Genomic DNA, 14,450 nt, shown 5'->3' on the forward strand with positions numbered 1-14,450 from the left:
CTCAATTTTACATAAGCAGGTTGAGATACATTGCCATTATTTCATCACCGACTAACAACGCCACCCAGCCGGCGAGGGCGAGAAAAGGGCCGAAGGGAAACGGTGTGCCGCGTAGGTTAGGTGAGTAGGCCTGGGCAACTAGCCCAACAATGGCCCCAAGCCCTGCGGAAAGTATCAATATTAGCGGTAAAAAACTCCAACCCAGCCAGGCGCCTAGTGCTGCCAGCAGCTTAAAGTCGCCATAGCCCATACCCTCTTTGCCGGTGGCCAGTTTGAATAGCCAATAAAAGCTCCACAGTGAAAGATAGCCTACCATTGCGCCGATAACGGCACTTGGCAGCATCAGTGGCTGGAAGAGGAGCTGAAACAGTAACCCTGCCCAAAGCAAGGGGAGGGTGATGATGTCGGGGAGAAGCTGGGTGCGAAAGTCGATCACGGCGAGCACTAACAGCATCAGGCAGGCCCCGTAGACGAAGGCTGATTCTGCCGTAAGCCCGTGGAGCGCTAGCACCGCCATGGCCAGTAAGCCACCGGCTACTTCTACCAGAGGATATTGAACGCTAATCGGCGTTTGGCACTCAGCGCAGCGGCCGCGGCGCTTTATCCAGCCAATCAGTGGCAGGTTGTCGTGCCATGCAATGGGGGCTTCACAGCGTGGACACATAGAGCCTGGTGTGACCAAATTAAAACGTGGTGAGTGTTCAGCGCTAAGCTCAAGTGCTTCGCGGGCTTCATTACGCCAGCCACGCATCAGCATCACCGGCAGACGCGTAATCACCACATTTAGAAAACTGCCCAGGCATAGCCCAATCAATAAAACGATTAACCACAGGATAAACGGAGGGTGATGCATGGAACTCCTTAGGTTTCTAGAAATTAGCGTTTTTTTAGGCTCTGTCTGAAAAGTCGGCGAGCGAAGGCCAGACAAGGCAAAAATCGGCGAAAAGACGGAGTTTACATGGTGTAAATGAGTACTTTGAGCCGATTTTTAACGCCGTATGGTCGAGCGCAGCCAGTTTTCTGACAGAGCCTAAGCATTTGGTGCTTAGAGGGCTGCGCCCAAGTCGAAAATGGGTAAGTACATAGAGACAACCACACCGCCAACGAGCACGCCCAGTACTACAATAATAACCGGCTCCATGAGCGAGGTAAGAGCATCGACCTTATTGTCGACTTCTTCTTCGTAGTAATCGGCAACACGATTAAGCATGGCATCCAGCGACCCCGCTTCTTCACCGATACTGACCATTTGGATTGCCAAGGGGGGAAAGCGGTTGGTCATCCGCATGGCGAAGTGTAGCTGTTGTCCGGTGGCTACGTCCTGGCGCGTTTGTGCCACCGCGCGTTCGTACACTTTATTGCCGGTGGCACCGGCGGCGGTATCTAAGCCTTCTACGAGCGGTACACCGGAGGCAAAGGTAGTCGCTAACGTGCGCGAAAAGCGCGCGATCGCGGATTTATGCACGATGTCGCCAATGACCGGTAACCGAAGCAGCAAAGCGTGCATGCGGTAAGCGACATTAGGCGAGCGCTGAATGCTTATTCTGAGTAGTAGGACGGCAGCAATCACCGCGCCGAGCGCCGCTAGCCAATAACGCTGGGCAAGCCCGGATAAATTCACGGTCAACTGGGTCAGTGCTGGAAGCTCTGCACCAAAGCTCTGGAACATGCTTTCAAATTCAGGCACCACTTTAATCAACAGCAACATGGTCACAGCAATGCCAATCGTCATAACGGTGGTGGGGTACCAAAGCGCTTTTTTTACTCGCGCTTTCAGCGACTCAACCTTCTCCTTATAGGTCGCAAGACGATCAAGCATTTGATCCAGCGCACCTGACTGCTCGCCGGCGCTGACCAGGTTAACAAACAGGCGATCAAAGTGTTTGGGGTGGCGGTTCAATGCATCAGAGAAGCTGGAGCCCGATGATACATCGCTTATCATCTGTTGCATTAGGGCAACCATAGCAGGTTTTTTGAGGCTCTCTGCCACCACTTGAAGCGCCTGTAGCAAGGGGATACCGGCGCGAACCATTGTGGCCATCTGGCGCGCAAAGACCATAACGTCGTTGGGGTTAACTCGGCCGTTGCCGCCTAGGTTGCCTTTTTTACTAATCCGGCGGATAACGATATTTTGCTTGGTGAGTTTAGCGGCTACTTCGGCTTTACTGCGGCCAATCATCTCACCGCTTAGCGCTCTATCCTGGGGGCCTTTACCGATCCATTTCCAGCGCGCTAGCTTGATGGCGGGCGTTTGGCGTCGACGTGCCGTTTTAGCCATGCCTTACTCCTTGCTCACTCGGTTAACCTCTTCCAGGCTGGTAATACCCTGCATGACTTTCAGTAACCCACTGCGGTGAAGGCTTGGATAGCCCTCCTTGCGCACCTGTTGATCAATATCTAAGGCGTTGGCATCACGCATAATTAGTTGACGCATCGCTTCGGTGATCGGCACTACCTCATAAATGCCAATTCGACCTTTATAACCGTGAGTACAGTGCTTGCAACCTAACGGTTTGTAGATCGTTGCCTGATGAATTTCTTCGCTACTAAAGCCTTCTTTGCGCAGCGCCTCGTGGGGAATGTCAATGGGCTCTTTGCAGTGTGTGCATAGTTTGCGAGCCAGCCGTTGGGCAACAATCAAGCTAACGGCGCTGGCGATATTAAACGAAGAGACTCCCATATTAGCCAGTCGAGTCAGTGTCTCAGTTGCCGAGTTGGTATGCACCGTGGAAAGTACCAGGTGGCCTGTCTGAGCCGCTTTGACGGCAATTTCGGCTGTTTCAAGGTCACGAATCTCGCCCACCATGACCACATCAGGGTCTTGGCGCAGAAACGCCCTTAACGCACTGGCAAAATCGAGGCCGATCTTAGGCAATACGTTCACCTGATTGATACCCGCGACTTTGATTTCAACCGGGTCTTCGGCGGTGCAAATATTGCGTTCCACTTTATTAAGAATATTAATGCCGGTATACAGCGAAACGGTTTTACCACTACCGGTAGGGCCGGTTACTAGAATCATGCCTTGGGGTTGTTTTAAGGCGTACTCATAATGGCGCCGTTGTTCGTCGGTAAATCCAAGTTGCTCAATACCCAGCTGCATTGCGGTAGGGTCTAATATTCGCAGCACCAACTTTTCACCATAGACAGTAGGTAGCGAATTAACCCGGAAATCGAGGGAGCGGGTGCGCGAAAGCTTGAGTTTTATCGAGCCATCCTGAGGCAGGCGGCGCTCGGAAATATCAAGGCGGGCCATGATTTTTAGCCGGGCCGCGATACGATTGCGCATGGCGAATGGTGGCCGTGCCACTTCTATGAGCATTCCATCAACCCGAAAGCGTACTCGGTAAAGCGCTTCGTAAGGTTCGAAGTGGATATCGGAGGCGCCTCGGCGGATAGCATCTAGCAGAATTTTGTTCACAAATTTAACGATGGGTGCATCTTCGCTATTTTGGGAAGACTCTTCCAGCGGTACATCGTTACCGCCGTTGTTCTGCATAATGCTCAGCGAGCTGACCACATCGTCCAACTCATCCAGCATGCCGCGCTCGTTGTGAGCAAGGTAGCTATTGAGAACGACAGTGATTTGATCAACAGGCGCGAGGATACCTTCAATGCTCAGGCCTGTTGCAAACTGCAATTCATCCAGTCGCGTCAATGTAGCGGGGTAGGGCACCGCCACCGTGAGGCGATGACCGTGGCGCGCTAATGGCAAAACGTTAAGGCTCTGCAGTACTTTGACAGGATAGTCTGCAGCGGGGGGCAGTGAGGTAAGCCGCACCGCCTCCAGGTTAATGACTGGAAGCCCATACTCCCAGCCAGCCGCCAGTGTGGCTTTGTTAGGGTCGACCAGGCCGCTTTCGATCACATGCTGAAGTAACGATATTTCCAAGTCCGACGCGGTTGTTTCCGCTGTTGCGGCCTGGGCGTTGGTCAGCAAGCCGTGCTTGACCAAGCGCTGGGCAATGCCGCGCAGGTCGCCATGTACGGAGGCGTGGCTTAAAGTCGACTCTAAGGAGGGCTGGCTCATCAAAAAACCTGTTTTACATCGATATAAGCGTGTTACTTGTACCATAAACTAGCGTTTACAGGGATGAAATGACTAATCCTTTCACGTAGTTAAAGCGGTAGTCGGCTAAGCTGATCATATTAATAAGGTTCGTTGTAAAAGTAGATCATTTAAGTTAGTTTAATTTCAACGATTTCTAATTCTTTTTAAGGACTCACGATCCTTAAAAAGGCTTTTCCTTCACCCCACAGGAGATGCCTTCATGCAGAATGCTGCACAGCCAATTTCTCGTAACACCACCCAAGGCGGTTTCACGCTGATTGAGCTGATGATCGTCGTTGCGATTATTGGTGTATTGGCATCTATTGCTGTGCCGCAGTATCAAAACTATGTGGGTCGGGCTCAGGTGAGTGAGGCCATTAGTCTTGCATCATCAGCTAAGACAGCTGTCTCTGAATACTATATGACAACAGGTGAGTGGCCTAAAGGTAATGATCAAGCTGGTTTGTCTGCTGCCGCTCAAATCCAAGGAAGCTATGTAAATAGTGTGAATGTAAAAACGTTAGATGGGCAAGGCGTTGGGATCGTCGTGACTATGAAGAGTGAAGGTGTTGTAGATGCTTTAGTTGGCACGCGGCTAGTTTTCGAGCCTAAAGTAAATAACGATAATAATAGTGGATCTGTAGAGTGGGTGTGCCGCCCCGCTGCGTCTAATGCTATTCCTACGCGTTTCTTGCCTGCAAGCTGCCGTGACTGATATTCGCTTATATATATTTATTCTGTCAGGGGCCTTCGGCTCCTTTTTAATTCCACACTTCGTGCTTATTCACCGAGTACACTGCTAACTCTGACCTTAAGCGAGGAGCTTACAGTGAAGCCCATCAAACTGATTGCCATAAGCGCACTTGGCGCATTGCTAGTTAATAGCGCAGCCTTTGCTCAGCCTGACCATGCCCCGGCCCACGGTGCCCGCGATAAGGGCCAGCACCAGCAACATGAATCTAACCGACCTGGTCACTTCCGCGATGAGCGAGTTGATTTACCACGCATTAACGAACGTGAGCTGCGCCAGCTGCTGCGCCGGCATGACGCACCGCGAGCCGAATCGTTGCCGCCAGGTATTCAGCGCAACCTTGAGCGTGGCAAACCTTTGCCCCCAGGTATCGCCAAGCGTTTTGACGGCCAGTTAGCATCTCAATTGCCGCGCTACCCAGGCTATGAGTGGGAGCGTGTTGGTGCCGATGTGGTGCTAATTGAAGCTGCCACGCGCATCGTGGTGGATGTATTGGTAGACGTATTGCGTTAACCATTGCAAGCGCAAGTCGGTATGACTCGAAAATTATATCCCGGCGGCTTATGGTAGAAGCTCACAGTATCATCGCGTCCTAAAGGGAGATTCAATGAGCGACCACACACTAGCCGCACGTCTTGAAATTACTATCGCTATTGCCGAAGAAGCTGGGCAGATGATTATCAAGGCGCGGGAGCAGCAAGGCTTTGCCCAGCGCTTAAAAAAGGATAATGAGTTGGTCACCGACGTGGATGTGGCCGTGGATGAACTCATTAGCCAACGCCTGGAGGAGCACTTTCCGGGGGAAGCGCGGCTGAGTGAAGAGCTTGCTCCAGAAAGCGCTTTGCATGAAACAGCACCTAAGCTGTGGGTGGTGGATCCTATTGATGGCACTGTTAATTTTGCTCAAGGGCTTCGCCACGTAGCGGTTTCCATTGGTTGGATGGAAGAGGGCGTTGCCAAGGTGGGCGTTGTTCATGCACCGTTTTTAGGTGAGACCTTTAGTGCTGCAGAAGGCTCTGGGGCTTTTTGCAACGGTCAAACCATACAGCCAAGCAGTGCAGAATCACTGGCGAACACCCTGGTAGGGACAGGATTTCCCTACCGTAAAGAGGAGCGTAAGCAACTTTTGAAGCGCTTGGAAGCTGTGCTGTTTGAGTGCCAAGACGTACGTCGTAATGGCGCAGCAGCGCTCGATTTATGCGATGTAGCCTGCGGTCGTCTGGATGCGTATTACGAGAGTGTCTCGCCCTGGGATTTCGTTGCGGGCTGGGTTATTGCACGGGAAGCCGGTGCGCGAGTAGGGCATCTATACCCGGTACCTTCAGCGGTGTCGGAAGATATCTACCCGGATCATTTAATCGTAACGGCCCCCGGTGTATATGACGCGATGGCTTATCTGCTGCTTGAAGCTGATCAACGTAAGCCATAAAGGGTGATGAGATTTATAGCGGTGTGTGACAAATACTTGAAAAGAAAGCGCTATAAGGGCTTTTCATTTATGCAAGAAACCGCTAGTATACGCACCGTCTTGAGGCAAAGATGTAGCGGCCAATAAAGACAGCGGAGCGTGGCGCAGCTTGGTAGCGCGTTGCAATGGGGTTGCAAAGGTCGCAGGTTCGAATCCTGTCGCTCCGACCAAGAACATATAAAACGGTCACTTAGCTAATTGCTACAGTGGCCGTTTTTGTTTGTTAGCGTTTTATAAGTGGCATATAGGTGACACTTGTCCGGAGTTTCTGTGATGTCACGCCATCATCGTATTTGGAGATGTCACAGCAACCTCATGCTTGGCGGGCGCTGGGGCGATCTTGACGCCGCACATGACGGATCACCTCGATCCGGGCGGGCACCACATGCAGCTCCTCGCTGACCGCTTCACCGATGACCTTCAGCGCGGTGTGCTGTCATCGTCACAATGGTGGGCGTTCTCGGGCAGTTCATGGACGCTCCCCACCGCGACAAACCGGCCGGGACTAAATGCCGCTGAGTGGCCCGCTCGAAATCATCAAGACACAAGATGTGTTGTAGGCGGCGAGGCATTATGTTTCCTCAATAGCATCAGCCCGTCGCCAGACATGCTCATTAACCGCGGTAAGCGGGCCGCTGCCGATCAGCGTGCCCAGCAGATTATCGACTGCCAACTGTGCCATGGCCTCACGTGTTTCATGGGTCGCCGAGCCAATGTGTGGAGTCGTCACTACATTGTCCATGGCCGCCAGTGGCGAATCGGGTGGAAGCGGTTCCTCTACGAACACGTCAAGCCCAGCTGCACGGATTCCGCCGGAGTGGAGTGCCTCGATCAGTGCTGGCTCGTCGACCACTTTACCTCTCGCTATATTGATTAGGGCAGCCGTCGTTTTCATCCGTGCTAGAGCATCTGCGTCAATTAAGTGATGTGTATCGCTGTTATAGGGCACGCTGAGGCAGACGATATCTGCTTCAGCTAACAGGTCATTCAGCTCACGCCTTTTCGCCCCTAACTGCTGCTCAAGCGCAGGCTTGGATGAGGCGGCGGTATAGAGAATGGGCATACCAAAACCCAACGCTCCCCGTCGTGCAATCGCCGCACCAATGCGACCAGCACCCACGATGCCTAGGGTTTTGCCGTGTACATCAATACCGAAGTATTCGTGACCGATATGTGTTCGCCAGCCGCCATCGCGGACAAGGTTGGACAGTTCGACTAGCCGCCGCTGGGTCGCCATGACTAGCATAAATGCTGTGTCGGCAGTGGTTTCGGTAAGCACATCTGGCGTATTGCAGAGTAGAATGCGGCGTTGATTCAGTGCCTTAAGGGGCAGGTGGTCATAGCCCACTGAAATGGTGGATACCACTTGAAGCGCAGGCGCCTCGGCTAGCATTGCCTCATTGAGTTCTAGCTTACCGCCGATTAGGCCATGAGCTCTGGAAAGCGCTGCCATGAAATCAGCACGGTTTGATTCGTCCACGTCCTCGAAATAGTCGACCTCGGCAACCTCGGAAAGTGCCTCAAGCTGGGCTTCACTGAGCCGTCGTACAGCGACAATACGCCACGATTTCGTTTGCTCATCCATGGCTCGCCTCACCTACGCCTTCCATCTGGAATCCTGTCGCTTTAAGCGAAGACACGAGTTCAGACACATGCTGCTCCTCCAGCTCTACTAAAGGTGGGCGCACACGCCTCCAATCGTCATTGTCCGAAAAGTAAGCTGTCGCTGCCTTCATGCCAGGAATCAGTGGGTACTTTTCAAACAAGTCGCGTATAGCATTCAGGCTCTGCTGACGCTCGTTGGCATCGTCCTCCTGCCAATGCCTTGCCAACTCAACGATGGCCGACGGATTGACATTGGCAGTGGCACTGATACAGCCAGCACCGCCTGCTCGTAGGGTATCAAGCAAAAACCGCTCGCTGCCGGCATACACAGCAAAGTCTTGCCCAGCAAAGCGCTCGGTTAACCCTTTGGTGTGTGCCCAGTCTCCGCCGCTGTCCTTAATGCCAGCAATAATGCCCGGGAAGGCGTCACGTAAACGCTCGATCAGTTCAAACGAGAGCGGGACATGAGTGACCGGCGGGATATGGTAGAGGTAGATCCGTAGGCGCGAATTTGCGACACGGTTGATCACCTCACTGTAAAAGCGAAACAAGCCTTCATCGCTAACCCCCTTATAGTAGAAGGGCGGTAGCATCAGCACACCGGCACAGCCAGCGTCCACCGCCTCGCATGTCACCGCCACGCAATCATCAATTGTACAGCTCCCGGTACCGGGCATAATCCTGGAGGGATCGACACCGCCATGCACTAGCGCTTTTAACAGCTCCTGTTTCTCGGCCACCGTCATTGAGTTGGCTTCAGAATTTGTGCCGAACACGGCCAAGCCGACACCATTTGAGGCCAGCCATTGGCAGTGCGCCACAAAACGTTGCGTATCCGGCGCCAAGTCGGCGCCGAAGGGGGTAATCACCGGTGACCAGACGTCATCACTCAATTGGGACATGATATTCTCCTTGTTGTTGTAAGGTCTTTATTGCCAGGGCTCGATGGCGTAGCGCCCAAGCGATGGCCAGCTGTGGCTGTGCAAGCGCGTGTGGCCTACACGGCCATGATCATGCCTGGGCCTGGGCATCCAACGCACCGACGTCGGATTTGAAAGGCTTTTTCGGGGCTCTCGGCTGTTCCTGCTTTCAGCTTCTGCTGGCCTGTGTCAGCGTTTGCCTCGTTATTCTATCGCTTACAGATCAGCATTCTGTGGCATCACTTATAATGCTTACGTTTATAGGGGGCATAGGCGTTGCTCTGATGGGGCCAACTTGGCAGGCTATCGTCCCCGAGCTGGTAGACAAGAAAGACTTCAAAAACGCAGTGGGACTTAACTCGCTGGGGATCAACATTGCCCGTGCCGTAGGTCCCGCTTTAGACGGGCTGTTGCTGGCCAGCATGGGAGCAGCGTTTACCTATGGAGTAGACGTTCTGAGCTATGTAGTTGTCATCACTGCGCTGTTTTGGTGGAAACGACCAGCAACGCAACGGGATGCCTTATCCGAGCGCTTCCCCGGTGCTTTCCGAGCCGGGCTGCGCTATGCCCGCGCCAGTCGCGAGTTGCATGTTGTCCTGCTGCGCGCTTTTCTCTTCTTTGCTATGGCCAGCTCAGTGTGGGCAATGCTGCCTCTAGTAGCACGTCAGTTACTGGAAGGCGGCCCAAGTTTCTATGGCATATTGCTTGGCGCAGTTGGCCTGGGCGCAATCGGCGGGGCTATTATTATGCCCCGTTTGCGTACGTATCTTAGCGCCGACGGCTTACTTCTAACGTCAACATTAGTCACTTCGGCCGTCATGGCTTTGCTATCCCTGTCGCCGCCTAAATGGCTCGCAGTGTCCTCTCTATTGATCCTTGGTGCCGCTTGGATTACAGCGTTGACGACCCTCAATGGCGTCGCCCAGGCAATTCTTCCCAACTGGGTACGTGGCCGCTCTCTGGCGGTATATCTGACGGTGTTCAATGGCGCCATGGCCGCGGGCAGTTTGGCATGGGGGGTAATCGCTCAAGGGATTGGCGTACCGTTGGCGTTACTATCTGGCGCGGCGGGGCTAGCAGCGATCGGATCTATTGCACACCGTATCAAGTTGCCCAAAGGCGAATCAGACTTAATGCCGTCGAATCATTGGCCTGAGCCACTGACAGCTACTCCCGTCGAGTATGATCGCGGACCGGTGCTTATCCAGATAGAGTACCGGGTAGCCCTCGAAGATCGTTCAGCCTTTCTGAAAATATTGGCTAGGCTCTCTGCTGAAAGACGTCGTGATGGTGCCTATGCTTGGGGTATTACCGAAGATTCCGCCGATCCCAGCTTGATGCTGGAGTGGTTCCAAGTTGAATCCTGGGCAGAGCATCTGCGTCAGCATAAGCGTGTTTCTAAATCAGCCGCCGATATCCAAGAGGAGGTTCTGCGTTTCCATCAAGGGGAGGAACGCCCGGTCGTGCGCCATTTCCTGACTTTCAATCATCCCCATGAAGGCCGAACGTAAGATCTTATTCAAGGGGCTAAGTACTAAGCTTAGTGCTAATTTTAAGTACAGGTCTTAAGTGCTGGTCTTAAGTGCTGGTTTTAAGTGCTGGTCTTAAGTGCTGGTTTTAAGTGCTGGTCTTAAGTGCTGGTCTTAAGTGCTGGTCTTAAGTGCTGGTCTTAAGTGCTGGTCTTAAGTGCTATAGAAAGAAAAGGCTTTTGATAACTATTAACTTATAGATACACATACTGAGTTGTTTGCTGGGTAATACGACAAGGAGAAAGCAATGTCTGGTACACCTGAAGCTTCTTTTACCATTGAGCATGAAACCAGCGATACCAAGGGGCGCTATGTAGTCAAGCTCAATGGGGCTAAAGCAGAGATGACCTATTCGAAAGCAGGTGATTCGATGATCATCATCGATAGCACTGAAGTGCCTGATGCTATGCGCGGACAAAAAGTGGGTGTTGCGTTAGTTGCAAAAGCAGTCGAAGACGTTCGCACCTCGGGCAAGAAAATCATGCCGTTATGCCCATTTGCAAAAGCACAGTTTGCACGCCACTCAGAGTGGCACGATGTGCTTTTGTAAGGTGCGTACTCCATTTTCCTACCTCTCACTTCTGGAGAAAACCTATGAGCTGGATGCCTGATTTAGAGCCAAAATGCCCATCCGCCGGTAGCTTGAATGATATAGAGACACTAATTGTTCCACGCGCTCGGGATTTGGGTGGTTTTGAGGTGCGCCGTGCGCTGCCTGCCCCAAAACGGCAGATGGTGGGGCCGTTCATCTTTTTTGATCAGATGGGGCCCGTTGAGTTTCTTAACGACGAAGGCATTGATGTTCGCCCACATCCCCATATTGGGCTTGCCACTGTTACGTATCTATATCAAGGGGAGTTCCAACACCGCGATAGCCTGGGTACCAACCAAATGATTCATCCTGGCGCGGTTAATTGGATGGTGGCGGGCAATGGGGTCACCCATTCGGAGCGCACCAGTGCTATTACTCGTCAGAACAAGCACTCTGTGTTGGGGATACAGACGTGGGTAGCGCTCCCTGAAGCCTATGAAGACCAGCCTGCCAGCTTCGAGCATCATGCCGAGGAGACACTGCCAGTACTGGAGGGCGAGGGTAAGGAAGTGCGTTTGATCCTGGGCACGGCCTGGGGGGAGCGGGCGCCGGTGCAAACCTTCTCTGAAATGTTCTATGCGGATGCGATACTGCAGCCAGGTGCAAAGCTTCCTTTGCCGGATGGCCATGAGGATCGTGGTATTTATGTCATGTCCGGTAGTGTCATTATTGCAGGGGAAACCTTTGAAGCCGGCCGCATGATGGTGTTCAGACCAGGCGACCCGATAACGGTGGTGGCGGGCGAATCCGGAACTAGGCTGATGCTACTGGGCGGTGAAACGCTGAATGGCCCCCGTTATATATCCTGGAACTTCGTTGCCTCTTCGCGAGAAAAGCTGGAAGCCGCCAAACAGGCTTGGGTAGAAGCAGATTTTGAGAATGGTCGCTTTCGTCTTCCCCCCGGAGACGATGCGGAGTTCATTCCTTTTCCTGGAGAACCTGCTAAATAACGCCCCAAAAAAGCTGGCCGCCTTAAGCAGTCAGCTTATACTTCACTCGTAGGAGTGCCAGCGAATTGAGCTCCCAGCCGATGTCGGATCTCAATCAGTGCTTACGCAAAGGCCTCCATCGGTAACGTCGCTATGGGGCGAGGGGGCGTCCCTCCATACATAACATCCGACTATATCTTTCCAGATACATAGTGATGTTTTTGAGCAATAGCGAGAAGTGTTTGCAAAACTCTATTCTATAAGGCATCGCTTGGGAGCGAGCTACTTGGCGAGCACAAGGGGAAAGTCCAACCATGAAGTTAATCGCCTGCCTTTTTCCAACATTTGGGCACTTAGTAAAAAGCGCTTATGCCCATAAAGATGCTAAACAGCATTAACACTCCTCCGGCCGCGCGCTTACCTCAAACGGCGGCGCCTGGTGTGGCCACCTTCGCTATCATTGTTCTTGCTGCTAATGCGTAAGCGCTCGATACGATCAGTTTAATAAACACAAATAACAGTATGAGGGGAAGGAACGCAGAAATGTGGGAGTCCTGCTGGGCACTTACGAATTGCGGCAACAGCGATGAGAAAAATAGAATCGCCTTGGGGTTGCTGAGCCCAACCATAAACGATTGTCGCCAAAGTACGGGTATGCTTTGCAGCGTTGTAGGCTGATCGCTGGAAATACGAACCCTTTGTGCCAGGCGAAACTGCTGCATACCCAGCCATAAAAGATAAACAGCACCGGCTACCTTGACGGCCATAAACACCGTTGGATTTGCCTCCAGTAGCGCACCGACCCCCAGTAGTGAGCAAGCCGCGAGCCCAGCAATAGCCACCAAATCCCCAGTGAGTATCAATATGGCCCGGCTGGGGCCATGCACCAGCGCGTTGTTTACCAAAAAAATTGTCGAAGGGCCCGGCGAGCCAACTTGCATCGCCGCAATCATGGCGAATAACAGATAGTCAGTGAGCAACATAGTGAACACTCCTTAGCCAATGAAACGTCAATATGTTGCTATGCTAGAAGTAAAGTGGCTCATACAAGAGAGCCATATAAACGAGATTGATACGAACCATTATGGTTAAAGGAAAAAATACAGCGGGTTTAGACTTGCCCTTACCCACCAGCCCCGTCGGTGTAACGAAATCTGAGTTGGCCTACCAGGCCATGCGCGACGGGATTGTGAATGGTCTGCTACAGGCGGGTGACCGGTTGCCATCCACACGCGTACTCTCGCAACGTTGGGGGGTAGGGCGTGGTACGTTAGAAAGTGTCTTTGAGCGTTTGCAACTCGAGGGTTACATCACCCGCAAAGTGGGGTCTGGAAGCCGTGTCAGTGCCACTATCCCAGACCGATATTTGAAAGCGGTTAGCACGGCGCAAACGACGGCGACCCACCATAAAGAGCCAGCGATGGTCGAAGCGGCGCCCGTTAGCGTAAGAAAACACTACCAAGCCCAGGTAGGAGTACCTTTTGTTGCCCGGCTTGCCAGCCCGTTGCTTATTTCACCTGCTGAGTGGGCCGCGCATCTACAGCGGGCCATGGCAGCTATGCAGCCCGAGCAGATGTGTAGCGTTGAGCCGCAAGGCGCTTGGGTATTGCGGGAACAGATTGCCAAGTACTTGCGTAACCATCGGGGAATCGATTGTCTGGCAGAGCAGATACTCATCACTAACGGCATTCGCCATAGCATTGATCTGGTCGCGCGCTGTGTAGTAAAGCCTGGTGATCATGTGTGTGTCGAGGATCCTGGTTATCCAGCTGTACACCAAATATTTGAAGAAGCAGGCGCTAACCTGCTTTACGCGCCTATTGATCAGGAAGGGCTTAATTTGGGTGGCATAATAGGCGCAACTGAATGTCGTATTGCCTATGTGACACCGGCGCACCAGTCACCGCTTGGCGTTATCATGTCGGCGACTCGCCGTTTAGAGCTTCTTGACTGGGCCCAAAGCAACAACACCTGGATCATCGAGGATGATTACGATAGCGAGTTCAACTATCAAAGCGCGCCGTTACCAGCGCTAAAATCCATCGACACGATGAATCGAGTAGTCTATTGCGGGAGTTTTAATCAGGCGCTTTTTTCCAATTTGAGGCTTGGCTATATGCTTGCTCCACCAGAACTACAGCGAAAAGTGCTCGAATTGTGGCATACGGTAGGGCGTAGTGTGGGAGTGTCGGAGCAACTGGGGTTGGCGGCGTTTATGAAAGGCCCTGCTTTCTTACGGCATTTACGCCGTTCTCGGCAGGAGTATCAGACGTTGCGTGACATCGTGCTTGAAACCTTGAGGGCCGAAGCGCCGGGGCGCTATCGCATTAGTGGCGAACATGCAGGCTTCCACCTGATTCTGTGGTTATCGCCGGATCAAGACGAAAACATGTTAATCCATGCAGCGGAACAGCAGGGAGTAGTGCTACAACCGCTTCGGCACTGCTGCCGTGAGATTGAATTAGCGCCTGCCATTGTGTTGGGTTTCGCAGCGCTAACACGGGCACAGGCAAAATATGCCGCTCGTAAGCTTGGGCAATTACTGCTTCCAACACCCAGTTAGCTGGTGACTTTTTCGCTTGGTCAACCGGGCCGATAAATCTCG

14 protein-coding genes and 1 tRNA gene are annotated in these 14,450 nt (G+C 52.7%); 8 read left to right on the plus strand and 7 right to left on the minus strand.

Going from position 1 to position 14,450, the window contains the following annotated elements; genetic code table 11:
* Window positions 1-7: 7 nt before the first annotated feature.
* The 3 genes from RO22_RS12365 to pilB all read right to left on the minus strand — a co-directional run bounded on the left by RO22_RS12365 (window position 8) and on the right by pilB (window position 4,030).
* The gene (locus RO22_RS12365; protein ID WP_027959304.1) at window positions 8-853 is read right to left on the minus strand and encodes a prepilin peptidase; all 846 of its coding nucleotides are present in this window, start codon (window positions 851-853) and stop codon (window positions 8-10) included.
* Between the two features lie 192 nt (window positions 854-1,045).
* Complete coding sequence (locus RO22_RS12370; protein WP_027959305.1) at window positions 1,046-2,278, minus strand: type II secretion system F family protein; 1,233 nt, start codon at window positions 2,276-2,278, stop codon at window positions 1,046-1,048.
* A 3-nt stretch (window positions 2,279-2,281) separates the two neighbouring features.
* Complete coding sequence (pilB, locus tag RO22_RS12375; RefSeq protein ID WP_041158443.1) at window positions 2,282-4,030, minus strand: type IV-A pilus assembly ATPase PilB; 1,749 nt, start codon at window positions 4,028-4,030, stop codon at window positions 2,282-2,284.
* 241 nt (window positions 4,031-4,271) lie between these two features.
* Between pilB and RO22_RS12380 the strand changes: the two genes are divergently transcribed.
* From RO22_RS12380 to RO22_RS12395, 4 genes are all read left to right on the plus strand, one after another.
* Window positions 4,272-4,766, plus strand: coding sequence for a pilin (locus RO22_RS12380; RefSeq protein ID WP_162836268.1), 495 nt, complete (start codon window positions 4,272-4,274; stop codon window positions 4,764-4,766).
* A 114-nt stretch (window positions 4,767-4,880) separates the two neighbouring features.
* Window positions 4,881-5,315 (plus strand): anti-virulence regulator CigR family protein, encoded by a 435-nt coding sequence (locus tag RO22_RS12385; protein ID WP_009286595.1) that lies wholly within the window; start codon window positions 4,881-4,883, stop codon window positions 5,313-5,315.
* Window positions 5,316-5,409: 94 nt separating this feature from the next.
* Complete coding sequence (locus RO22_RS12390) at window positions 5,410-6,231, plus strand: inositol monophosphatase family protein (RefSeq protein ID WP_009286596.1); 822 nt, start codon at window positions 5,410-5,412, stop codon at window positions 6,229-6,231.
* A gap of 132 nt (window positions 6,232-6,363) precedes the next feature.
* A tRNA-Pro gene (locus RO22_RS12395) sits at window positions 6,364-6,440 on the plus strand.
* Between the two features lie 143 nt (window positions 6,441-6,583).
* On the opposite strand, the gene RO22_RS25025 is transcribed toward RO22_RS12395, so the two are convergent.
* The 3 genes from RO22_RS25025 to RO22_RS12405 form a co-directional block, all read right to left on the minus strand.
* Window positions 6,584-6,694 (minus strand): IS66 family transposase zinc-finger binding domain-containing protein, encoded by a 111-nt coding sequence (locus tag RO22_RS25025; protein ID WP_309599316.1) that lies wholly within the window; start codon window positions 6,692-6,694, stop codon window positions 6,584-6,586.
* A gap of 147 nt (window positions 6,695-6,841) precedes the next feature.
* Window positions 6,842-7,855: a 2-hydroxyacid dehydrogenase gene (locus RO22_RS12400; protein WP_027959310.1), complete on the minus strand. Its 1,014-nt coding sequence runs from the start codon at window positions 7,853-7,855 to the stop codon at window positions 6,842-6,844.
* Window positions 7,848-8,777 (minus strand): dihydrodipicolinate synthase family protein, encoded by a 930-nt coding sequence (locus RO22_RS12405; RefSeq protein WP_009286624.1) that lies wholly within the window; start codon window positions 8,775-8,777, stop codon window positions 7,848-7,850. Before RO22_RS12405 ends, RO22_RS12400 begins: the two co-directional genes overlap by 8 nt.
* A 62-nt stretch (window positions 8,778-8,839) precedes the next feature.
* On the opposite strand from RO22_RS12405, the gene RO22_RS12410 reads away from it, so the two are divergent.
* The 3 genes from RO22_RS12410 to RO22_RS12420 all read left to right on the plus strand — a co-directional run bounded on the left by RO22_RS12410 (window position 8,840) and on the right by RO22_RS12420 (window position 11,866).
* Window positions 8,840-10,306 carry an MFS transporter gene (locus RO22_RS12410; protein WP_009286625.1) on the plus strand — a complete coding sequence of 489 codons (1,467 nt, stop codon included), beginning with the start codon at window positions 8,840-8,842 and terminating at the stop codon, window positions 10,304-10,306.
* A 265-nt stretch (window positions 10,307-10,571) separates the two neighbouring features.
* Entirely contained in the window at window positions 10,572-10,874 is a 303-nt protein-coding gene (locus RO22_RS12415) for a GNAT family N-acetyltransferase (RefSeq protein WP_027959351.1), read from the plus strand.
* A 44-nt stretch (window positions 10,875-10,918) separates the two neighbouring features.
* Window positions 10,919-11,866, plus strand: a complete 948-nt coding sequence (locus RO22_RS12420) for a pirin family protein (protein WP_039858429.1) — start codon at window positions 10,919-10,921, stop codon at window positions 11,864-11,866.
* Between the two features lie 401 nt (window positions 11,867-12,267).
* Here RO22_RS12420 and RO22_RS12425 read toward each other — a convergent pair whose 3' ends face one another.
* Entirely contained in the window at window positions 12,268-12,828 is a 561-nt protein-coding gene (locus RO22_RS12425; RefSeq protein WP_235270504.1) for a LysE family translocator, read from the minus strand.
* 101 nt (window positions 12,829-12,929) lie between these two features.
* On the opposite strand from RO22_RS12425, the gene RO22_RS12430 reads away from it, so the two are divergent.
* Entirely contained in the window at window positions 12,930-14,408 is a 1,479-nt protein-coding gene (locus RO22_RS12430; RefSeq protein WP_039858432.1) for a PLP-dependent aminotransferase family protein, read from the plus strand.
* Window positions 14,409-14,450 lie beyond the last annotated feature (42 nt).

The organism is Halomonas sp. KHS3, from assembly GCF_000830495.1.
GTDB lineage: Bacteria > Pseudomonadota > Gammaproteobacteria > Pseudomonadales > Halomonadaceae > Vreelandella > Vreelandella titanicae.

What these genes read in the sequence shown, in the direction of transcription:
- pilB (WP_041158443.1), bottom strand. Translation starts at nt 4,030, where the DNA reads ATGAGCCAGCCCTCCTTAGAGTCGACTTTAAGCCACGCCTCCGTACAT.
- RO22_RS12390 (WP_009286596.1), top strand. Translation starts at nt 5,410, where the DNA reads ATGAGCGACCACACACTAGCCGCACGTCTTGAAATTACTATCGCTATT.
- RO22_RS12425 (WP_235270504.1), bottom strand. Translation starts at nt 12,828, where the DNA reads ATGTTGCTCACTGACTATCTGTTATTCGCCATGATTGCGGCGATGCAA.
- RO22_RS12410 (WP_009286625.1), top strand. Translation starts at nt 8,840, where the DNA reads ATGGCCAGCTGTGGCTGTGCAAGCGCGTGTGGCCTACACGGCCATGAT.
- RO22_RS12380 (WP_162836268.1), top strand. Translation starts at nt 4,272, where the DNA reads ATGCAGAATGCTGCACAGCCAATTTCTCGTAACACCACCCAAGGCGGT.
- RO22_RS12400 (WP_027959310.1), bottom strand. Translation starts at nt 7,855, where the DNA reads ATGGATGAGCAAACGAAATCGTGGCGTATTGTCGCTGTACGACGGCTC.
- RO22_RS12420 (WP_039858429.1), top strand. Translation starts at nt 10,919, where the DNA reads ATGAGCTGGATGCCTGATTTAGAGCCAAAATGCCCATCCGCCGGTAGC.
- RO22_RS12415 (WP_027959351.1), top strand. Translation starts at nt 10,572, where the DNA reads ATGTCTGGTACACCTGAAGCTTCTTTTACCATTGAGCATGAAACCAGC.
- RO22_RS12365 (WP_027959304.1), bottom strand. Translation starts at nt 853, where the DNA reads ATGCATCACCCTCCGTTTATCCTGTGGTTAATCGTTTTATTGATTGGG.
- RO22_RS12430 (WP_039858432.1), top strand. Translation starts at nt 12,930, where the DNA reads ATGGTTAAAGGAAAAAATACAGCGGGTTTAGACTTGCCCTTACCCACC.
- RO22_RS12405 (WP_009286624.1), bottom strand. Translation starts at nt 8,777, where the DNA reads ATGTCCCAATTGAGTGATGACGTCTGGTCACCGGTGATTACCCCCTTC.
- RO22_RS12370 (WP_027959305.1), bottom strand. Translation starts at nt 2,278, where the DNA reads ATGGCTAAAACGGCACGTCGACGCCAAACGCCCGCCATCAAGCTAGCG.